The organism is Xenorhabdus sp. XBWT, from assembly GCF_059072735.1.
The window spans coordinates 541,515-563,355 of sequence record NZ_CM180990.1; the positions used below are offsets into that span (position 1 = coordinate 541,515).

General features: G+C 44.1%; 20 protein-coding genes, 1 other RNA gene and 1 pseudogene. 8 read left to right on the forward strand and 14 right to left on the reverse strand.

All coding sequences use genetic code 11. The annotated features are described in order from the left end of the window. Positions 1-274 precede the first annotated feature (274 nt). From arcB to mtgA, 3 genes and pseudogenes are all read left to right on the forward strand, one after another. Positions 275-2,705, forward strand: a pseudogene (gene arcB / locus AC5JQI_RS02355) (aerobic respiration two-component sensor histidine kinase ArcB). Between the two features lie 145 nt (positions 2,706-2,850). Further along, entirely contained in the window at positions 2,851-3,504 is a 654-nt protein-coding gene (gene elbB / locus AC5JQI_RS02360) for an isoprenoid biosynthesis glyoxalase ElbB (RefSeq protein ID WP_237386565.1), read from the forward strand. Positions 3,505-3,508: 4 nt separating this feature from the next. Then, positions 3,509-4,237 (forward strand): monofunctional biosynthetic peptidoglycan transglycosylase, encoded by a 729-nt coding sequence (mtgA, locus tag AC5JQI_RS02365; RefSeq protein ID WP_493913594.1) that lies wholly within the window; start codon positions 3,509-3,511, stop codon positions 4,235-4,237. Positions 4,238-4,319: 82 nt separating this feature from the next. Here the strand turns inward: mtgA and AC5JQI_RS02370 are convergent, their stop codons facing one another. The 7 genes from AC5JQI_RS02370 to AC5JQI_RS02400 all read right to left on the reverse strand — a co-directional run bounded on the left by AC5JQI_RS02370 (position 4,320) and on the right by AC5JQI_RS02400 (position 11,030). Next, positions 4,320-4,532, reverse strand: a complete 213-nt coding sequence (locus AC5JQI_RS02370; protein ID WP_493913595.1) for a PAAR domain-containing protein — start codon at positions 4,530-4,532, stop codon at positions 4,320-4,322. Beyond that, positions 4,526-5,230 (reverse strand): DUF2931 family protein, encoded by a 705-nt coding sequence (locus AC5JQI_RS02375; RefSeq protein WP_493913596.1) that lies wholly within the window; start codon positions 5,228-5,230, stop codon positions 4,526-4,528. Before AC5JQI_RS02375 ends, AC5JQI_RS02370 begins: the two co-directional genes overlap by 7 nt. Further along, a complete protein-coding gene (locus tag AC5JQI_RS02380) occupies positions 5,227-7,188 on the reverse strand; it encodes a T6SS phospholipase effector Tle1-like catalytic domain-containing protein (protein ID WP_493913597.1) in 1,962 nt (653 codons plus the stop codon). The genes AC5JQI_RS02375 and AC5JQI_RS02380 overlap by 4 nt, the downstream gene beginning before the upstream one ends. Before the next feature lie 329 nt (positions 7,189-7,517). Continuing rightward, positions 7,518-8,093 (reverse strand): division/outer membrane stress-associated lipid-binding lipoprotein, encoded by a 576-nt coding sequence (dolP, locus tag AC5JQI_RS02385; protein ID WP_493913598.1) that lies wholly within the window; start codon positions 8,091-8,093, stop codon positions 7,518-7,520. Between the two features lie 11 nt (positions 8,094-8,104). Next, complete coding sequence (gene diaA, locus AC5JQI_RS02390) at positions 8,105-8,695, reverse strand: DnaA initiator-associating protein DiaA (protein ID WP_493913599.1); 591 nt, start codon at positions 8,693-8,695, stop codon at positions 8,105-8,107. 51 nt (positions 8,696-8,746) lie between these two features. Beyond that, positions 8,747-9,139, reverse strand: coding sequence for a YraN family protein (locus AC5JQI_RS02395; RefSeq protein WP_323853910.1), 393 nt, complete (start codon positions 9,137-9,139; stop codon positions 8,747-8,749). Then, positions 9,126-11,030: a penicillin-binding protein activator gene (locus tag AC5JQI_RS02400; protein ID WP_493913600.1), complete on the reverse strand. Its 1,905-nt coding sequence runs from the start codon at positions 11,028-11,030 to the stop codon at positions 9,126-9,128. The genes AC5JQI_RS02395 and AC5JQI_RS02400 overlap by 14 nt, the downstream gene beginning before the upstream one ends. Positions 11,031-11,093: 63 nt before the next feature. Here AC5JQI_RS02400 and rsmI point away from each other — a divergent pair, with 63 nt between their 5' ends. Further along, complete coding sequence (rsmI, locus tag AC5JQI_RS02405) at positions 11,094-11,957, forward strand: 16S rRNA (cytidine(1402)-2'-O)-methyltransferase (protein ID WP_323853859.1); 864 nt, start codon at positions 11,094-11,096, stop codon at positions 11,955-11,957. An 82-nt stretch (positions 11,958-12,039) separates the two neighbouring features. Then, positions 12,040-12,427, forward strand: an RNA gene (rnpB, locus tag AC5JQI_RS02410) — RNase P RNA component class A. Positions 12,428-12,520: 93 nt separating this feature from the next. Here the strand turns inward: rnpB and AC5JQI_RS02415 are convergent. Then, entirely contained in the window at positions 12,521-13,219 is a 699-nt protein-coding gene (locus AC5JQI_RS02415; protein WP_493913601.1) for a pirin family protein, read from the reverse strand. Between the two features lie 155 nt (positions 13,220-13,374). Here AC5JQI_RS02415 and AC5JQI_RS02420 point away from each other — a divergent pair, with 155 nt between their 5' ends. Further along, positions 13,375-14,271 (forward strand): LysR family transcriptional regulator, encoded by an 897-nt coding sequence (locus AC5JQI_RS02420; RefSeq protein ID WP_493913602.1) that lies wholly within the window; start codon positions 13,375-13,377, stop codon positions 14,269-14,271. A gap of 87 nt (positions 14,272-14,358) precedes the next feature. Here AC5JQI_RS02420 and AC5JQI_RS02425 read toward each other — a convergent pair whose 3' ends face one another. From AC5JQI_RS02425 to AC5JQI_RS02445, 5 genes are all read right to left on the reverse strand, one after another. Next, a complete protein-coding gene (locus AC5JQI_RS02425; protein ID WP_237387935.1) occupies positions 14,359-14,754 on the reverse strand; it encodes a DoxX family protein in 396 nt (131 codons plus the stop codon). Positions 14,755-15,053: 299 nt separating this feature from the next. Further along, positions 15,054-15,323, reverse strand: coding sequence for a YqjK-like family protein (locus tag AC5JQI_RS02430; protein WP_493913603.1), 270 nt, complete (start codon positions 15,321-15,323; stop codon positions 15,054-15,056). Next, on the reverse strand, positions 15,316-15,717 hold the full coding sequence (locus tag AC5JQI_RS02435) for a phage holin family protein (protein WP_493913604.1): 402 nt from the start codon (positions 15,715-15,717) through the stop codon (positions 15,316-15,318). The genes AC5JQI_RS02430 and AC5JQI_RS02435 overlap by 8 nt, the downstream gene beginning before the upstream one ends. A gap of 1 nt (position 15,718) precedes the next feature. Then, positions 15,719-16,024, reverse strand: a complete 306-nt coding sequence (locus AC5JQI_RS02440) for an ElaB/YgaM/YqjD family protein (protein WP_092554438.1) — start codon at positions 16,022-16,024, stop codon at positions 15,719-15,721. A 222-nt stretch (positions 16,025-16,246) separates the two neighbouring features. Then, positions 16,247-16,915: a DedA family protein gene (locus AC5JQI_RS02445; RefSeq protein WP_237387931.1), complete on the reverse strand. Its 669-nt coding sequence runs from the start codon at positions 16,913-16,915 to the stop codon at positions 16,247-16,249. A 691-nt stretch (positions 16,916-17,606) separates the two neighbouring features. Between AC5JQI_RS02445 and sstT the strand changes: the two genes are divergently transcribed. Further along, positions 17,607-18,848 (forward strand): serine/threonine transporter SstT, encoded by a 1,242-nt coding sequence (gene sstT, locus AC5JQI_RS02450; RefSeq protein ID WP_493913605.1) that lies wholly within the window; start codon positions 17,607-17,609, stop codon positions 18,846-18,848. Positions 18,849-18,937: 89 nt separating this feature from the next. On the opposite strand, the gene AC5JQI_RS02455 is transcribed toward sstT, so the two are convergent. Next, positions 18,938-20,959, reverse strand: coding sequence for an oxidoreductase (locus AC5JQI_RS02455; RefSeq protein WP_493913606.1), 2,022 nt, complete (start codon positions 20,957-20,959; stop codon positions 18,938-18,940). A gap of 262 nt (positions 20,960-21,221) precedes the next feature. Between AC5JQI_RS02455 and AC5JQI_RS02460 the strand changes: the two genes are divergently transcribed. After that, positions 21,222-21,818 (forward strand): GNAT family N-acetyltransferase, encoded by a 597-nt coding sequence (locus AC5JQI_RS02460; RefSeq protein ID WP_493913607.1) that lies wholly within the window; start codon positions 21,222-21,224, stop codon positions 21,816-21,818. Positions 21,819-21,841: the final 23 nt, after the last annotated feature.

A 21,841-nucleotide genomic window follows, 5' to 3' on the forward strand; every position in this document is an offset into this window, starting at 1 on the left:
CATATATGCTATTAAATTAAGTTTTTTTAGATATTTAATCTTAATTTTGTAAATATATCGAAATTATCAAGTGTGTTTTGTGTGAGATAAGAATAAATTATCGATTGCTTTTTGCTCTAAAAAATAAATTGAGAAATTTTATGATTAAATATTCTATTTTTGTGAGTTTTTATGTCTCTGGTGTCAGGTGATATCCCTCAACGAAGTTGAGTCTTTTTTACGTTATGATTCAATCTGATGACTTTACTGGAAATAGTTTTGACTTGGAGTGGTTATGAAGCTGATTCGGGAACTTGCCCAATATTATGTAGATTTGATGATGAAGCTAGGGTTAGTGCGTTTTTCAATATTGCTCGCATCTGCTCTGGTTATTCTTGCAATGGCTATGCAAATGGCGGTGACATTCGTATTGCACGGGGAGGTGCAGGGCATTGATTTAATCCGCTCGATCTTTTTTGGTTTGTTAATCACTCCTTGGGCGGTTTATTTTCTTTCTATTGTGGTAGAACAACTGGAAGAATCCCGTCAGCGTTTATCCAGTCTGGTCGCAAAACTTGAGGAAATGCGCCAGCGTGATGCGGAATTGAATCTGCAACTCAAAGAAAATATTGCCCAATTGAATCAAGAAATTTCCGAAAGAGAGAAAGCGGAAAAAGCGCATCTGGTGTTATTGAATAAACTCAAATTAGAAATGGAATATCGTGAAAAAACTCAGATTGAACTTGAGCAGCAATCCATTTTGCTCCGTTCATTTCTGGATGCATCTCCTGATCTGGTTTATTACCGCAATGAAGACGACGAATTTTCTGGCTGTAATAGGGCGGTGGAACTGCTGACAGGCAAAAGTGAGAAGCAGCTTATCGGCCTGACTCCGAAGGATGTTTACGATAAAGAAATTGCCAAGAAGGTAATGGAAACCGATGAAAAAGTATTTCGTCACAATGTATCCCTGACTTACGAGCAATGGCTGGTTTATCCTGACGGGCGCAAGGCTTGTTTTGAACTCCGGAAAGTCCCTTTTTATGATCGTGTCGGGAAACGACATGGGCTAATGGGGTTTGGACGCGATATTACGGAGCGTAAGCGCTATCAGGACGCGTTGGAGAATGCCAGCAGGGATAAGACGACTTTTATCTCTACGATTAGCCATGAGCTTCGTACGCCTTTAAATGGCATCATTGGCCTGAGCCGGATTCTGATGGATACCGATGTAACACCAGAACAGTGCAAATATCTGAAAACTATTCATGTCAGCGCAATTACATTGGGTAATATATTCAATGATATCATTGAGTTAGATAAAATTGAGCGCCGCAAAGTCCAGCTTGATAACCAGCCAATTGATTTCACCGGTTTTATGGCTGACCTGGAGAACATTGCAGGGCTGCTGGTACAACCGAAAGGTATTAAATTCGTGATGGAGCCGGAACAACCGTTGCCTGCCAAGGTAGTGACTGACGGAACCCGTTTGCGGCAAATCCTGTGGAACATGATCAGTAATGCCGTGAAATTTACACCAGAAGGGGAAATCCGGGTTCGTATCTGGCGTGAAGAGGGAGAGTGGCTGTTTTTTGAAGTTACAGATTCTGGTATTGGCATTCCTGCCAATGAGCTGGAAAAAATCTTTGCCATGTACTACCAAGTGACAGACAGTGCTGGTGGGCGCCCTGCGACAGGAACAGGCATTGGTCTTGCAGTCTCGAAGCGCCTTGCTCAGGCTATGGGTGGTGACATTACGGTAACAAGTTCGCTGGGACACGGCTCCTGCTTTACTTTGTCTGTTGTTACCCCTGTCATTGATGAACACCTTAAAGGGAAAGAAGCGCAGGATACCCTGCCATTACCGGCACTGAACATCCTGTTGGTGGAAGATATTGAACTGAACGTCATTGTTGCCCGTTCCGTACTGGAAAAGCTGGGGAACAGTGTGGATGTTGCCATGAATGGTCATGATGCACTGGCAATGTTCGATCCTGAAGAATATGACTTGGTGTTGTTGGATATCCAATTGCCGGATATGACAGGGCTTGATATTGCCCGCAAATTACACCAGCGTTACTCCAGCCAATCTTTACCCCCATTGATTGCCCTGACAGCTAATGTATTGAAAGATAAAAAAGAATATCTTGATGCTGGCATGGATGATGTCCTCAATAAGCCGCTCTCCGTTAAAGAGTTAACGGCCGTGATGGAAAAATATTGGGGTAAGGCATTTGAACCTGAAAATACACCACAAAAGGCTAATATTGTGACACAGGATGAAGAACTGCTCGATATGGAGATGCTTAACCAATATATCGAATTGGTTGGGCCTAAAATGATTGCTGATAATCTGGTAATTTTTGAAACCATGATGCCCAGTTACCTTGCCTTGCTGGACTTAAACATGACTGCCAGAGATCAGAAAGGAATTACGGAAGAAGCCCACAAAATCAAGGGAGCGGCAGGTTCTGTCGGATTACGCCACTTGCAGCAGCTGGCTCAGCAAATTCAATCTCCGGATCTACCGGCATGGTGGGATAACGTTCAGGAATGGGTGGATGAGTTAAAGTTAGAATGGAAGAATGATATAGAAACATTGAGAAACTGGTTGTCGGATGCTACAAAAAAATAACCCCAACCGAAGTTGGGGTGCGCGAATACTGCGCCAACACCAGGGAAACTTGTTTACCCGCTTATCTAAGATTTGTTTTCGGTGCGAGTAGTTAAAAAATTCTTCCACACAGAACACAGGTACCAACATAGCAAAGATAAGATTTTTTGTTACAAGATTCATTAAAATCTGTGATGAAGATTGGTGTTTAACCCTCTAAGGGGTTAAGCATTAATCTACTACAAATGGAGAGAAATATGAAATCTGTTGCCATTATATTGAGTGGTTGTGGAGTGTACGATGGAAGTGAAATTCACGAATCAGTCCTGACTATGCTCTCTTTAAGCCGTCTTGGCGCTGAAGTGTCCTTTTTTGCACCTGATGATGCACAACATCATGTAATTAATCATGTTAATGGAGAGGTGAAACAAGAAAGCAGACGCATAATGGAGGAATCTGCCCGTATAACACGTGGAAATATACAATCTTTATCTAAAGTTGATATTAATGCATTGGATGCATTGATTATTCCAGGCGGCTTTGGAGTAGCCAAGAATTTATGTAATTTCGCATTTAAAGGATCAGATTGTGATATAAATAAAGAATTATTAAGTATTGTGCGGGCAATGCATCAACAAGGCAAACCAATGGGCTTTATGTGTATTTCTCCTGTGATGGTGCCTAAAATATTAGGTAAATCGATAAAAGTTACCATCGGCAATGATCCTGAAACTGCGGCTAAAATAGAAGAAATGGGAGGTATACACGTAGAATGTCCAGTTGATGATATTGTTGTTGATTTTGCAAATAAAATTGTAACAACACCAGCCTATATGCTGGCTGAATCCTTATCTCAGGCAGAAAAAGGGATTGATAAGCTGGTTAAGAAAATATTGGAAATGATTGAGTAACTGGATGATAAATCCTTTTTTAATATTATGGCGTTGGCTGAAAAGAATTGTCTTGTCGATCACAGTTCTATGGTTTGTTGCTGTAATCGCGTTTTCGTTTCTGCCGGTGCCATTTTCTATGATGATGGTAGAGCGGCAAGTGAACGCCTTATTGTCAATTAATTTATCTTATGTTTCTCGCTCCACATGGATAGCTCAGAATCAAATCTCACCTTATATGGCATTAGCCGTTATTGCCGCCGAAGATCAAAAGTTTCCACAACATTGGGGATTTGATTTCGATGCTATCGAAACTGCTATAGCTCATAATAAAAAATATCAGAGACGTATACGGGGTGCATCGACAATTTCTCAGCAAACAGCTAAGAATTTATTTCTATGGGAAGGACGTAGTTGGGTGAGAAAAGGATTGGAAGCGGGATTAACTTCCATACTGGAATTATTCTGGTCAAAGAAACGTATTTTGACGGTCTATCTTAATATTGTTGAATTTGGCAATGGCATTTTTGGTGTGGAAGCAGCAGCTCAGCATTACTTTGGCAAACCTGCCAGACGATTGACCGCTTCTGAAGCCGCATTGCTTGCCGCAGTATTGCCGAATCCTCATCGTTATAAAGTGAATGCGCCTTCTGCTTATGTGTTACAACGCCAGAAATGGATTTTGCGACAAATGCAGTTGCTGGGAGGGGAGAATTATTTAAAGCAAAATGATTTGCGATGGGAGGGGCGATAAGCCCTTTCTTCTCCCTACGATACTGCCACACTCAATTTGCGTTTCTCCACCTTATAGAAAATAAGGCGGATATTCGTCCTGTTTAAGCCAGAAAATCTTTCTGGCTGGCAATCAGCTGAGCGCCACAGGCTATTTGCATACCTTCCAACGCAATAGGCGTACCCTGCGACTTCAACGATTCACTCCCTTCGATAATCGGATACGTTCCCTCGCATTTTGGGCAAATAACTAAATCACCCTCACTGGCAACAGGCACGCCCTGATAGGTATAGCCACCAATAGCGGTGATCACCATTCACCATAGGGATAGGTTTTTCCTTTGATAAAGTTCCTGATGTATTCAGGATACTCACCATAGCCATTAAGTACGTTGGTTTTTCCCTGACACACAGTCATCTTATCGCCGGAAACCGATTCACCCGTAGAGATCAGGATATTATCGCCGTTGTTTTTATCGATGCCGCGTAACCAAGCACGGGCAGCCCCCCCCGGAGCCAGACCAATGAATATCGTATCTCGGTAATCAGGTGGCTGTTTTTCATAACCCGGATAGAAAGCAGGCTCACGCATCAGTTGCCGAACCTCAGGTGTGAAGTTAAACAGGGTCTGGAAGGATTTTTTATCAATCACAGAATCCCAACAAACCATCAGCCGCTTGGGAAGCGCTTCGCCATGGTTTCTGATGCCCTCCCCACTCACCCCCAATTTTTTACTCCACGTCGTTACGCTACGATAATTTGAATTGGCACCATCTGGCATAAATTTTTGAATAATATAATTATCCTCATCCTGAAACTGGACAAAGCTGATACTGATGGGAAAATATTCTGGTGTATAAAATTTAAACCACCATTTATCATAAGGCAGCGGCTCACTTTTACGTACAATAGGTTTGTAGGTCACCACCCGCTTTCCGGGTGGGTAAGACTGGCAGGCCGCTAAGCCCCATACCAGCCCAAAACCCAGCAGTGATATTAAGATTTTTCTTTTCATGATGAGATTTCCTTACGGGTGATATCAAAAACAGCTCGGTGCCATTTTTCACAAGGACGATTGACAAAACTGAATAATTCGACGGAGTAAACACCGCCCTGAATTTTCTCCTTTTTGAGTTTAACGGTATTCCAGTGAGAGGAGCAGTGAACATATTTGGCCTGAATAAAGGCAAGTTCTTCTTCCGTAAAAGGGACTGGTTGTTGACCTTGCCGGATGGCACGACCCTGCGCAATGGCTTTTTCTGCCAATGGCTGGAGTTTCGGCGTAAGCTGGTGGTACTTAACACTTTCATTTGGTTTATCAAAGATTATACCCGCCTCTTGAGCGGCATCCTGCATTACCTGCATCACGACTTTTGACCAGTCATTGGTTATCTTACGGGAAAGTACCGCTGCCGCTGAAACCTGCCTTTTAAACATCTCTTTCTCATTGCGGGGCTGAAAATAGGGATTTTGCCAGACTTCAACCTTGACATGATTGCCAATCAGCAAGGGCGCAATGGTGGGATATGTTTTAAGCTGACCAAGCTCTTCCTGCGCTTTTTTATAAACTGAGGTGGCATTATCGGGGATACTTTCATCCACCGTGGCGATCCGCGGTCGGGTGATAAACCAGTTCTCCGTTTCTTCCGAGTTATACCCCCCACCAATATCGGAATGTGCACCAGGTAAGACCAGTTCTGGGTAATCCGGTTTGATGCTATTTAAAGAAAAGTTATAACGACACTCATTCATGGCCGTAATGTGGAAAATATGCTTTGCAATACCTGCGGGTAAGCGGATATCAATATCGCCGGTATCTGCATTGTGGGGGTTAAGTCCATTACCGGGTATCCCAATGGCAGCAACAGTATCAAAGATGCCCAAAAAACGGGTTGTTCCCGTCGGGTAACGGGCGTTATCCAGATAGCGTTGCTGTTCAGTAAAACATGCTGCCAGCATCTGCGCTAAGGCAGGGTCTTTGTGGTAGATACGGTTAGCAAAATGACGTGCCGCCGCCGCACCCCGGCTAAAACCGATGATATCGAATTGCAGGGATTTTACACAGCGCTTTGTTTCTTTTAAAAAGATCGAAATTTCGGCTTTTATTTTCTGGATAGCCATATCGGTTTTTGCTGCCACGCCGGTTTCACCGACCCCCAGACCATATCCGATAATATTGTCCGATTCTCCTGCCTGAGTGCCGATACCCTCGATATAGACCTTGCGTTGATGGTTGTTTTCACTAATTTGCTCTTCCTTATATATTTGATGCAAAAAATGCACATTAGTGTAGTAACCATCATAACTGATCCGTGAGGTATTGCCGCGTTTACCAAACTGGTCAAATGAACAGGTAAAATCGTTAACCTGTTTTTGTGTTAAGCCAATCTGTTCGGGAGAACATGCAAAGCGTTCGTCAATATTGTCAGTATTATTCCCCGTCCCATCAAAAAAGACGCCAATAATCAAATTGATACCACTTTCTATTGCCTGAATTTCCAGTACATACCGCCGGTTAAGGGGGTGGGCGGTGAATCCGGTTAATGTCGAGTCTTTAAAATGTTCAGAGGCTTTTAGCTCTTCTTCTTTCCAGCCGGTGACTTTGGGATAAGCATCACTGACACCACCCAGCGGAATATAATGATAGGCATGTCCGCCATAATAGCTATTTTCCCTGACCTGAAGATTGCCGGCTTGCCCGGTATCTGGCCGCGCCGGGCACTGTGCCACTTTATCAGCCAAAGGCTGTGCGGCAACCGTTAATGTGACCGGCATAGGTGGAAGATCTTCTTCGCGTAATAAGCCATTCCCATCCGTGGTCCCCGTTCGCACAATACTTTTATTCCCCCGGCTTTTCAGTTTATAAGGTATCCCTGCCAGCGGTTCTCCCTGTTCATCCACCAGCTGAAATTCAACCCAGTGTTTCAGTATCTTCTGGCAATCAATGCAATCCGTCGGTTCCAGTTTGCTCATTTCTCGTATCCCTCATTATTTATGCAAAATCATGGTGTTCCGTATCAGTGTCAGCCGCGCCAGTTGCCGCAGGTAGGCCAGTTCTTGCAGGTACAGCGATTCATTATTGTTTTCATTTAACTTTTTATATCCCTAATGTAATGATTAATAATTAATCGGCACATTAGGGATAAAGTTTATATAAAATCAATTACCTGTAGTTAAAGGTGATTTATTGATTGAAGATATTGATTAAATTCAATTTTTTATGATTTAGGGGAAGTCTTAAGAGCAGCAAATAAAAAAGCGGCATGGAGTCGTGCCGCCTTGATGATTTTCAGTTGAGATAGTCAGTTGAGATAGGTAAATGCGGTGGTGACCCGTTTAACGCCACTGGTTTCGCTGGCAATTTTTGCCGCGGCGGCGCCTTCTTCTTTAGTCACGATACCAAATAAAAATACCTCACCATCTTCTGTTACCACTTTGATGCTGGATGATTTAACGGCATCACTGCCTAAAATCTTGGAGCGAACTTTGGTGGTCAGCCAAGTGTCTGAGGAAGCTGTTCCCAGTGAAACAGGATTGCCTTGGCGGATCTCATTATAGACCACCTCAGTCCCTTCAACCTTTGACGCAATTTGCTTTGCTTTATCAGCCAGCGCCATATTGGGGCTTTGTCCGGTTAAAAGAACCTTGCCTTGGTATACTGTTGCTACCACGCGGGCTTGTGCCTTAATTTGTGGATCTTTGCTGATGGCATTGCTGATTCGGGCTTCCAGAGTAGTATCATCAACTTGTTGCCCAACTGTCCGTGGATCTGAACCGGCTTTTGTCGCAATCGCAGCTGAACCCACGACAGCGGCACCAATGCATCCTTGCAATAACATTGCACTAAAACATAGCAATAATAGAGAAAATAACCGCATTATTGGGCTCCTTATTCATCCTGATGAGGAAATAACGTATTGTCGATTAAGTCGCACAGGCAATTGATTGTCAACATATGAACTTCTTGAACCCTGATGCTGTGATGTGAGGGGATACGGACTTCAACATCTTGCGGGCCAAGCAACCCTGCCACTTCACCTCCATCGTAGCCTGTCAGTGCGACAATCGTCATATCGCGTGTGACAGCTGCTTCCACGGCTTTGATGATATCCCGGCTGTTACCATGGGTAGAAATGGCGAGCAGGACATCTCCAGCATGCCCCAACGCCCTGACTTGCTTGGCGTAGATTTCGTCAGGCTGTTTACTGTTGGCAATGGCCGTGATCACCACATTATCAGTATTCAGAGACAGCGCCGGCAGACTTGGCCTCTCTGTTTCAAAGCGGTTTATCATGCTGGCGGCAAAACGCTGTGCGGTTGCGGCTGAGGCGCCGTTACCACAACAAAGAATTTTATTGCCGTTCAGCAGTGATTGAACCATCAGCATTGCCGCGCGCGATATTGCGTCGGGTAATGCTTCTGCTGCTGCGATCTGAGTTTGAATACTTTCCGTAAAGCAGACTTTAATTCTATCCAGCACGTTATGACCTATGTATATTGGAATCTGTTTAGAGAGTAAATTAAGAACCTACTAAAATAGGCTCTCATTCAGGGTAAAAGCATTTTTCAGCCATTCAAATTTCTGGCCTGTTATCGCACAAACATCAAAGCGGCAAGGTGCAGTTTCCAGACATTCATTACGCTGGTTCAGCCAAACTGCCGCAGTATGCAATAGCTTTCTGCGCTTGCTTTGGGTAATTGTAGCAATAGCATCACCATATTGAGCGTTCTGGCGAAAGCGGACTTCGACAAATACCCACGTATGTTTATCACGCATGATGAGATCGATTTCTCCACCACGAATTTTCACATTTTCTGCAACAAAGGTAAGCCCCTGTTGTTGCAGAAATTGCTTGGCTTGATGTTCGTAATGTTGCCCTAGCGCATAGCTACCCGTTGTTTTGTGATGTTTATTGTAACGCATTACTTTGATCAACATTATTGACATCGTCTGATTCATTCGAGTTATTAGTAATCCCGGTATGTTCAGCATTGTCAGCACGATTTTCGAGAATGATACGACCATTACTGAACTGCATCCAAGGGAGTTGGCGCATGATGATGCAATTATCCGAAACTAAAAGCTCCCCTGATGCACCATTCAGACGGAATCCCGTTTCTTGCTGCATTTGTGTAAACTGATTAGCCAGTGACCAAGCGTCGATTCCCATTGCATAAAGGCGCATCAGGGAGTAGTCATTGGAAAATTTTTTGGCAGCTTGCTGCATCAATGGCACATTCATGCCTGTCAACAGTGGAATGTCACTAAACTGTATTCCATCCATTTCTAAACGGAAATCAGGGCCCAAGCCTGATTTATTACTACGTGAGGTGGTATACAGAGCGGGTTTTTTGCGAGAGCTGATTGCCATATCGATCATTGGTTTGATAGTTGTCAGCTCATCCGCTGTCGCAACTATATAAACGGCATCCACCGAGCCATTGGCTGAACTTGTGGAAACAACGGGCACATTTATATTGGCCTGATTAGCGGTATCCGGTGCAGGGGTGCTGACTGTAATTGGCGTACCAGACATGCGAATGCCAACACCACGGTTCATGGATTGTCTCATTTCATCCGGTGTCCCGAAAGTTTGCTGCAATACGGTTTGCCCCCCTAATTCTTGCCACTCTTTTGCAAAGGCTTTTGCAATTCGTGTACCGAATTCAGTTCGCGGTATTAAAAGCAGTGGATTGCGTTTCTGCTGCTGCCAGATATGCATGGCGGCGTTTTTTGCCTCATCTTCTGGGGACAGCGAAAAATAACAGATATTAGGTTGTACCTGCGGAACATCCAATTCATTGAGAGCCAGAATATTGAGCGACGTTTCAATCTGTGCAAGCTTTTCCACGTTGGGTTTCAGTAAAGGCCCAACGACCAGTGTAATACCATCTTGTTCAGCTTGTACCAGCAGGTTAGTCAGTGGCTGGCTGTTAGTGTCATAGACTTTTACTGCCTGAACATTTACGGGAGTATCACTTATTGTGAATGGCGTGGTATCAGGGATTGTGGCTATTTCAGGTATCGATGCCGCGCCAACATCAGTGTTTTCTGAATTTGACGTATTGGCATCCACCGAATGAGATAGATCGGTGTTATCAGATAATCCATTATCCGTCGTAGAAGCAATAGCCGCAGCAATAGTTGAGTCAGTCACGTTTACAGGCGATACCGGTTTTGGCAACCCTTTTTGCGCATCAAGGAAACCTTGGCGAATAGCTTCACCGAACATTTTTGCCTGACCACTTAAGGGCAGGAATAATCCGATTGTGGCATGACCATCATTTGATTTTTCCAACATTTGTTGCAGGGAAGTAGGTAAACTACGTGCAGCAGGGTTGCCAGAATAGCGAATTTTCCAATCGCTGATGGCAGGGCGGAGTTTATCGAGATTTTGCTTATTGTTCTGATAAGCATTGAGCAAGTCGAGCCAGCCTTGCAACGTATATTCGTTGGCATTGATCACCAACTCGCTGAGTTGCTGCGAGGAAAGATGTGTCAGAGTCTCCCAGGTTTCATCAATGTTTTTCTGATGCTCAGCTTCATATGTTGCTTGGTTTTCTGTGACATCGTGTGTCTTTGATAAATAATGTTCCAGCGCAATGTAAGCACGGATAACACCCAGTGATGGTTGATTATGCGCTGTATCAATAATGGCTTGATAGTGGTTAATCTCTGCGCTGATATTGTCCTGAGGCTGAGAAGTTGGTTGCCCTTGCTGTGTGGGCATGGTACACCCTGCAATAATCATAGTCGATAGCAGTGCTGTATAGACTAAACCAGTTTTGAAACGCACAAAAATTGAGGGAAGCATACTGTATCCAGTGATGTTTTTTTCAAAGATGCTCAATTTTAAATCGGTCATTCGGAAGAAACAATGAATCAAACCAATCGAGCAGTGGTTACGACATCCACGCTGTATGTTGTGCCAACCCCTATTGGAAATCTCGGGGATATTACCCAGCGTGCTCTTGAAGTTCTTAAACATGTCGATCTGATTGCAGCTGAAGATACGCGACACACTGGCTTGTTGCTTCAACATTTTGCCATTAATGCGCGTATGTTCGCACTTCATGATCATAATGAACAGCAGAAAGCAGATCAATTGATTGCAAAATTGGAACAAGGAATAAGCATCGCGTTAGTGTCTGATGCCGGTACACCTTTGATCAATGATCCGGGTTACCACCTTGTCCGTCGTTGTCGGGAAGCAGGAATTAAAGTCGTTCCACTGCCCGGCCCTTGTGCAGCGATTACGGCTTTGTCTGCGGCTGGCCTGCCTTCCGATCGTTTTTGCTATGAAGGTTTTCTGCCAGCAAAAAGTAAAGGGCGTCAGGATACCCTGCGTGAATTAGCACAGGAACCAAGGACGCTGATATTCTACGAATCGACACATCGTTTATTGGACAGTTTAGAAGATATTGTAGAAGTATGGGGAGCAGATCGGTATGTTGTGTTGGCCCGGGAACTGACCAAGACGTGGGAGTCCATTCAAGGAATGCCTGCGGGAGAACTTCTGGCATGGATCAGGGAAGATGAAACCCGTCGCCGTGGTGAAATGGTGCTGATTGTGGAAGGCTACCGTAAACCAGCGGAAGATAGTTTGCCACCGGAAGCCTTGCGGACATTGACATTGCTGCAAAAAGAGCTGCCATTGAAAAAGGCAGCGGCATTGGCGGCTGAGATACACGGTGTGAAGAAAAATGCATTGTACCGTTACGCTCTTGATCAAGACAGTTAATTGAAACCTGTCATTGAGCAAATTAAAGACGACGTGTGAAAATTCCTATACATCGGATAGTAAACCCCTTATAATCCGCGCCGGAGTTGACCAGACAGCCGCCGCTTTACCGCTCTCCTCCGGGAGAAGTAAAGGGGAGGAAAGTCCGGGCTCCATAGGGCAGGGTGCCAGATAACGTCTGGGAGGTGAAAGCCTACGACCAGTGCAACAGAGAGCAAACCGCCGATGGCCCGGCTTATTTGCAAAAATAAGTTTGGGATCAGGTAAGGGTGAAAGGGTGCGGTAAGAGCGCACCGCGCGGCTGGCAACAGTCCGTGGCACGGTAAACTCCACCCGGAGCAAGACCAAATAGGGGTTCATATGGTACGGCCCGTACCGAACCCGGGTAGGTTGCTTGAGCCAGTGCGCAAGTGCTGGCCTAGATGAATGGCTGTCCAAGACAGAACCCGGCTTATCGGTCAACTTCATAAATTTAGCCCCACAGAGTAAATACTCTGTGGGGCTTATTCATTTCATCTGACCAAGAAATGAATACTAAGTCAGAAAAAACTGAACCAGAAAAATCACTCTGCCAAATCAATTAACAGTCCCCGAAACAGCGTGTCTGCTTGCAATGTGATTGCTTGTTCTTCCTGAATAAATACACCATCTCCACACTGAATCACAACTTCATCTGTCCTGCTGCCAATCCTTGCATTGCCATTGATGGATTGCAGGTAGGCATATTTGTTCCATAAAGACAAAGTTTGGTGTTCTCGGGGTTTTATCACAAAATAGCTTATCCACACTTGTTGGCGCAGGTACATGCTGCTGTTTTCTGATGTGGGGGAGGCCAGCAATGTTAACGGCCTATCTGGCAAAATTTTACGTTGTAATGGCAGGGGTTCTTGCTGAGGACAGGCATTGAGCCAGAGTTGCAGCCGCGTCATGGGTATTTTGTCACTGGGATTGAGTTCACTATAACTAATGCCCTGACGAGCAGAAAACAGCAAGCAATCACCTTGTTTGGCATGGATATAATTTCCCTCACTGTCACGATATTGAGCTTCTCCTTGCAGGATAATATTCAAAATATCGACGTGAGGATAAGATTTAGGCTGAAATTCGGCTTTTGGTGCCAGAACTTCCTGATTAAGAACACGTAACGATTGGTAGTTCAAAAATTTTGGGTCAAAATAGTGACCGAATGAAAAAGTATATCGAGCCTGTAACCAACCATAATCGGCTTTTCCACATTGCGTTGCTGACCTCGTTATCATCATCGTTGTCATCTCTTTAACTAATAAACGATACCCTTTGTCTTTCAAATTAACTCCAAGCCCATAGAGTATACAAATTTCGATCTTAATTATCTGGACGTTGAAATGTTAGCCAGTTAATCTGGTGGCTATATTCAAAATTCCTGATTGAGAAAGATATGGGCAAAGAGCGTGCGCTAACATTGGAATCCCTGAGAGTTATGGATGCGATAGACCGACGGGGAAGTTTTGCTGCGGCGGCGGATGAATTGGGGAGAGTTCCTTCTGCATTGAGTTATACTATGCAGAAATTGGAAGAAGAGCTGGATGTTGTACTGTTTGACCGCTCTGGTCATCGCACAAAATTTACTAATGTTGGCCGTCTGTTACTGGAAAGAGGGCGCTTGTTGCTTGAAGCTGCGGATAAATTGACGGCTGATGCAGAAGCGCTTGCCCGTGGTTGGGAAACCCATCTGATAATTGTGTGTGAAGCCCTGTTTCCGACAGCCTCCCTTTTTCCTCTCGTGGATAGACTGGCAAAAAAATCGAATACACAACTTTCGTTGATAACTGAAGTTTTGGCGGGTGCCTGGGAGCGATTGGCAACCGGACATGCTGATATAGTGATTGCACCGGATCTACATTTCAGAGCCTCTGCTGAGGTGAATTCCCGCCCACTTTATTCAATTAACAATGTCTATGTTGCCAGTGCGGATCATCCTATCCATTCTGAACCAGAACCGCTGTCTGATGCCACGCGGGTGAAATATCGCGGGATAGCAGTTGCTGACACGGCAAGAGAGCGCCCTGTTCTGACGGTTCAGCTGTTGGATAAACAGCCCCGCCTGACGGTAAGTTCACTGGAGGATAAACGCCGTGCGCTTTTGGCAGGACTGGGAGTGGCGACTATGCCGTATCCGATGGTAGAACGAGATATTTCTGAAGGCCGTTTACGGGTTCTCGGCTCGGAATACAGCCATGAAACCAACATCATCATTGCTTGGCGGCGCGATAGCATGGGAGAGGCTAAGGCTTGGTGCTTGCGTGAGATCCCAAAATTATTTGCCAACCGATAAGACGGACGTAGCAGTAAATGATTAGAAATAAAAGCCCTATATTGTTTGTTCACAGTATGGGGCTTTTATTTTAGGAAAGAGGGGGAATTACCAATTTTTCTTCAATACACCATCAATACTGAACTTACCCGGACCCATTATCGCCAGCATTAAGTAGCCTGCACTGATGGCAAGATTTTTCAGGAACATAGTCTGGTTCATATTATCTGCAAAATCATGATGGAACAGAATCGACGTCAGGATGCAGAAAATAAATGTAAATACCGCTGTGGTACGGGTCAGCAGACCAAACATAACGGCAAGGCCACCACCGAGTTCAAGTAAGATAGTCAGAGGTAATAAAATGCCTGGTACCTTCATGGCTTCCATAAATTCTTGTGTTCCCGCATAAGCATCACCTAATTTTCCATATCCTGCGATGATAAAAAGAACGGATATTAAAATACGTGCGACCAACAGGCCACTATCTTCAAATTTTTTCATGGTTATATCCCTAATGACTGCGGGTAATAATAAATAAGATATTTTTCAGGCCTTAATTGAATAAAAAACAGACATAATGGCTGTTTGTTAATCATTCTCTGATGGATTCTATTGTAAGAATAGCTGTTATTCATTGATAGTAAGGAATATTAACAATTTAATGCAATTTTTTTGAATAAAATACCTCGGATACAGAAAGAGATTTGAATAAAAGCCAGAATTGAGATGAAAGCTGAGATGAGGGGTTATTATTAGTACCATGGTTAACCCTTATTTAGAGAGTAAATATTTATGAAAGGCTACTTATAAAGTGTATTCCGTACGATTTTCATGATCCCAAAAATACTGATTATATGACGTGACCAGCGATAAACCTTGTTGGGGTGGCGCAGACCATAGAACAGGGCAATAGCAGAACAAACGGCAACATGTGACTTGAAAGTGAGTAGAGTTTGCCAGCCCTTATCATAAGATTGTGTGATTTCAAGCCAATGTCGGCTGCAATTGGAAAGTGATTGCCGCTGTTGCCGGATCTCATTTAATAACAATTGCTTCCGTGACTTATTCATGCTGATCCGTCTCCAGCATTTTGCGATCAATATTCAGTTGCTCGCGAGTTGCATTAAGAAATGTCAATCTTTGAGCTTTTTTTATTGTCCATATGGCACCGAACACGGCGAGAAGCAGCAGGATCCCGGCAGTAATTACCATGGCAATCATCCGGTAAGCCGGGTCGATAGTCAGGAATATTAGCACCAGCAGACACATCAAACCGAAGCCTGCGAATAAAAGAGTAAGTCCTACCATCAGCAGCAGCTTTACCAGAGTTGCTGCACCTTCTTCCAACTCAACAGCAGCGAGTTGGATACGGGTTTCAACCATGCGAACAACGATAGCTGCGACTCGCCGTAAAGTATCAAGGAGCCCTTTTCCAGGGCCTTTTGAGTGAGGGGATTGGGTCATTTCAGCGCCTTGACAACAGAACACCTAATACAACGCCAACTGCCGCGCCGATACCGACACCTGTCCACGGATTTTCACGGACATAATTATCAGCATGGCCTGCAATTTCTTTAGTTTGATCAACCAGCCTATCGCTGGCATCGCTGAGTGTTACGCGAGCCTCTTTTAGCGTTTTTTCTGCTTTGCTACGCAATTTTTCCAATTCAGCTTTTGACTTGTCGCCGGAATTATTGAGAACTTCTTCCAGAGTATCTGCAATGGATTGTAGTTCAGCACGTAAATCGTCAGAGTTTCTCTTCTGTGCCATTACTCATCTCCTTAAATATACGATGGATGAATTTCTAACATAGACGCTTTTATAAGGAGTTGAAAGTATGAATAGATGAAAATTTGTCACATTATATTGCGAATTAATCTTAAACACCGTCTGAAGTAGGTGAATAAACTGGCTTTTGAACAGTGCTCAGCGGGTTGGAAGATGAATTTCCTGTGGTATGTTTTTCCGCAATACCACAGGAAGAACGGAAGATTACAATAGGGTATTATTGGAGCGTTTTTTGCGCCAAATAACAGTCAGGCTGCCAATTAAGCCGGCGAGTAACAGACCCACAGGTAACAACACTAAAAAATTCATCAAATATTCTTCATACTGGCGAAAAAGGGGGCTTTTACCCAATGCATAGCCCAAGGTTGTCAGGATAATTACCCACAGAAACCCACTGAGCCAATTGAATATTTGAAAACGACTATTATTCAGACCCGCAAGACCAGCCAGTGTTGGCAGCAAAGTTCTGACAAAAGCGATGAAACGGCCTATCAGCAAGGCAGATAAGCCATGACGATGGAATAAGTTGCGTGCGCGCTGATGATAATGTGCAGGAAGATGTGACAGCCAGCCCTGCACTAACTTTGTATTACCAAGCCATCGCCCCTGAAGATACCCGATCCAGCAACCGAGGCTGGCACCGACAGTGAGAATGAGCAGTGTCACCGGGAAACTCATGGTCTCTTTTGCAATTAAGACACCAACTAATATCAATAGGCTATCACCGGGTAAAAACGCTGCGGGCAGTACCCCATTTTCCAAAAACAGGATGGTAAACAGCAAAATATAGATTGCCCATACTAAAGACGGATTAGCTAGTGTTTCGTAATCTTGGTGCCAAAGTGCATAAATAAGGTCTGTTACAATTTCCATCAAATGTTCCTAAAACGCGGGTTAAAGATTGCATCTTACTTTTATGGTGCATTTATGGTGAATTTCTATTGAATATTTTGGGTGACAAAATATTCAATTCTAATTGTCATAAAATGCTCTCGAAATCCCTTCAAGGTGGCATAAAGATTGACATGGCCCACTTTAACAAAATCAGCAGTAACGAGATAGAAAATTTTGGTGATCAATTGAACATTGGTACAAATGTAAAAATAAGCTCATCCATATATATCAATTGATTAATGGTCTGATAAAGTTTCCTGAAATAGCGTAAATGGCCAATTTATCCCGTGGAAGGGTTGAATTTGTGCATTTTACCAATTAATGCCATATCTGTGGTTTGATTAATGACGAAAAGTAATCTATTTCTGATATTGATGACTGAAATCAATCCGCCCCTATTCCTGAAAGAGTTTAATTTATTTAATATAATGAATTTAAACAGTATTTTTTGTTTTTTTACTGTATGGGTCGTTGGGGGATGAGATTAATGCGATGCGAAAATTGATGTTCCGATCACACAAATGTAAATGATTTGTTATCAAATGCGGTGTTGTCTGTATATTGCAATTAATTATTCTTTGTCGTTCTCTTAATTTCCCTATACAGGGAAAGCAAACACAAAAACATCAGGCTTATAAAGCCAAAAATATAAAATATAAATGGATAAGCTATGGAAAAACAACAAAAAGGCTTTGTGCAATACCTTGTACAAGGAAGCTTAGTAAAACAAATCTTAATCGGATTGATATTAGGTATATTATTGGCATGGCTGGCACCTGAAACAGCCAAATCAGTTGAATTGCTAGGAGCACTCTTTGTAGGAGCATTGAAAGCAGTAGCTCCTGTTTTAGTGTGGGTCTTGGTCATGTCCTCAATTGCAAATCACAAGGCAGGACAGAAAAGCAATATGCGGCCCATTATATTTCTGTATCTGATGGGGACATTTCTTGCCGCAGTTGTGGCTGTGATTGGCAGTATGTTATTTCCATCAACACTGACGTTGGTGACAAATGATGCCCAAATGTCGCCCCCGGAAAATATCGTTGAAGTGCTGAGGGGGTTGCTGATCAATGTAGTTGCTAACCCAATTGATGCGATATTGAAAGGGAATTACGTTGGGATTCTGGCGTGGTCAATCGGTTTGGGTATCGCTTTACGCCATGCCAATGAATCGACTAAATCGCTGATCCAAGATCTGTCAGGAGCGGTGACTCAACTTGTACGAGTTGTTATCCGTTTAGCACCTATTGGTATTTTCGGGTTGGTTTCTTCGACGATTGCCACAACAGGATTTGAGGCCTTGCTCGGTTATGTTCAACTATTAACCGTATTGCTTAGCTGCATGATTATTGTTGCTTTGGTCGTCAATCCATTGATTGTTTATTGGAAAATTCGTCGTAACCCTTACCCACTGGTTTTTGAATGCTTGCGTGAAAGTGGCGTAACGGCATTCTTTACCCGTAGTTCAGCAGCTAATATTCCCGTGAATATGGCAATGTGCCGTCGTATGAATCTGGATGAAGATACTTATTCCGTTTCCATCCCTCTGGGGGCAACCATTAATATGGCTGGTGCGGCAATAACTATTACCGTATTGACATTGGCGGCAGTGAATACTTTGGGCATGACTGTAGACATTCCTACGGCAATATTGCTGAGTGTTGTTTCGGCGATTGCGGCGTGTGGATCTTCGGGAATTGCAGGTGGCTCGTTATTGTTGATTCCGCTGGCATGCAGCATGTTTGGTATTTCCAATGAAATCGCCATGCAGGTTGTTGCTGTTGGCTTGATCATCGGTGTCCTGCAAGACTCTACTGAAACAGGGTTGAATTCCTCTACTGATGTATTGTTTACCGCAGCAGTTTGTCAGGCTGAAGATGTTCGAATTGAAGAACAATTAGCAGAGCGTTAAGCATTCGCTGGAACCGGAACGGCGATAACGGGTATTAAATCCGCTATAGCCGTTCTGCATTTAAATTCTATTAATTAAACGTCCATTCATTATATCTTGAGCGCCAACCGAGTCCCCTGATCGATAGCCCGACGGGCGTCCAGCTCGGTTGCGACATCCGCCCCGCCAATGATATGTACGTTTTTTCCCATCGCCTGTAACGGTTGGCAAAGCTCTTTCAATGGCAACTGTCCTGCGCAAATAATGACGTTATCCACTTCAAGACATTGCTGTTCATCACCACGACGTATATGTAACCCTTGATCATCAATTTTTACATATTGAACGCTGTTTAGCATGGTGATACCGCGCATAGACAGGCTGGCTCTATGCACCCATCCCGTGGTTTTCCCCAAGCCGTCACCGACTTTGGAATCCTTGCGTTGCAGCAGGTAAATTTTTCGTGGGGAACGTTCGACCTGAGTTCCTTCCGGGCGTAATCCACCCCGATGCATAATGGTCTGATCAATGCCCCATTCATGGCTGAACGCATGACTGCTCAAACTGGTACTTTGCCCACTTTGGCTCAGGTACTCTGCGGTATCGAATCCAATGCCCCCGGCACCGATGATAGCGACTCGTTTTCCGATTTGTCGTTTATGTTTCAAAACATCAAGGTATGTCAGCACTTTTTCATGATTAATGCCGTCAATATCAGGCGTACGTGGTGTAATGCCTGTTGCGAGGATGATTTCATCAAATGATGAAAGCTGCTCGGCAGTTGCTGTGTGATTGAGACGTACTTCAACACCATTGAGGGCCAATTGCCGATCAAAATAACGCAGCGTTTCGTGGAACTCTTCTTTACCCGGAATTTGTTTGGCAATGTTAAATTGCCCGCCAATCTGGTTGTCACGTTCAAACAGCGTGACATGATGTCCTCGGCTGGCTGCCGTGATGGCAAAGGATAATCCCGCAGGGCCGGCACCAATAACGGCAATGGTTTTAGGCGAGGTGGCTGGTTCGGCAATCAATTCAGTTTCATGGCAGGCGCGTGGATTGACCAGACACGAAGTCAGCTTGCCGACAAAGATTCTGTCCAGACAAGCTTGGTTACAACCGATGCAGGTATTTATTTCGTCAGCCCGGTTTTGCTCAGCTTTCAGGACAAATTCGGCATCAGCGAGGAAAGGGCGTGCCATAGACACCATATCCGCGCAACCTTCACTGAGGATTTGTTCGGCAACTTGTGGATCGTTGATGCGGTTGGTCGTAATTAAAGGAATGCTGACTTTTCCCATCAGTTTTTGAGTCACCCAACTGAACCCGGCTCTGGGAACCATAGTTGCAATCGTTGGGATCCGTGCTTCATGCCAGCCAATACCCGTATTGATGATAGATGCGCCAGCCTTCTCTATTTTCAACGCCAGTTGTTCGATCTCTTGCCAGTTAGAGCCGTCTTCGACCAGATCCAGCATGGAGAGACGATAAATAATGATAAAACGTTCTCCCGTGATGGCGCGGACGGCTTTGACAATTTCCAGCGCAAAACGCATACGATTTTCGAAGGCGCCGCCCCATTTATCTTGTCGGTGATTTGTACGCGCAACCAAAAACTGATTGATGAGATAACCTTCTGAACCCATGATTTCGACGCCGTCATAACCTGCAAGTTGGGCAAGTTGGGCACATCGGGCGAAATCTTTGATTGTCTGCTGGATATCTTCTTCAGACATTTCTCGGGGCATAAAGGGATTGATAGGAGCTTGAATAGCAGAAGGAGCAACAAGGTTTTTCTGATAGCTGTAGCGCCCTGTATGCAGAATTTGCAGGGCAATTTTCCCCCCCGCCTGATGTACAGCATCCGTAACGAATTTATGGTGAGGCAGGGAGTCCTCGCTATTGAGGACACTTGCACCTGCGGCAACAACGCCCTGTGGGTTTGGTGCAATACCGCCAGTCACAATCAATGCAACGCCACCAGCAGCCCGTTCTGCATAGAACTGAGCCAACCGTCGGGCGCCGTCGGGGTGTTCCTCAAGTCCGGTATGCATTGATCCCATCAATACACGATTTTTCAATGTGGTAAAGCCCAAATCCAGCGGTGCAAGCAGGTGAGGGTAATTGCTCATTGCGTTCTCCATCAAATATTTGGTAGCTCAAGAAATATAATTTTTCTGTGTGACTTAAGTTTTCACTTGGCTATGGTTAAGTGGTCGGATGAGATGGTTATCAAATCTAGACGGTTCCGGCTTGATTGGAATAACTTTGTTAAGTGATTGTGACAGGTATCATGAAATCCATTGGGAATAAATACCCCCGATTTATGATTGTTGTGCATCTCTTAACTATGCATACTGCCAGCGGCTTCTTCAACCATGGTAAAAAATGAGCATGAAAAAAATAACTGATTGGATTACGTTGACAGGAAAAAATGTCACTTTAGTGCCTCTTTCCCATGATCGGCATGATGAATTTGTATGTGCTATTGAGGATGGGCAATTACATAAATTGTGGTATACCAGTGTTCCTGAACCTGACAATGTCCATAAGGAAATTGAGCGTCGTATCTCATTAAATATAAAAGGAACAATGCTGCCTTTTACTGTTATCGATAATGCAACAGGCAATGCTGTTGGGATGACAACCTATATGAATATTGATGAAAATATTCCCAGACTGGAAATTGGTTCGACATGGTATGCGCGTTCTGTTCAACGAACCTCCATCAATACGGAAGCAAAATTGTTATTGCTGCAATATGCCTTTGAAGAGCAGGGATGTTTGGCGGTGGAATTCCGAACCCATTTTTTGAATCACCAGAGTCGCAGGGCGATTGAGCGGTTAGGCGCAAAGCTGGATGGGATCTTACGCAATCACATGCAAGCTAAAGATGGTTCGATACGGGATACTTGTGTCTATAGTATTCTGCTCAGTGAGTGGATCGCCATTAAGACACATCTTGAATGGTTAATGGCGAAACCCCGCTAATATTTAGACTTGGTATTTCTTCC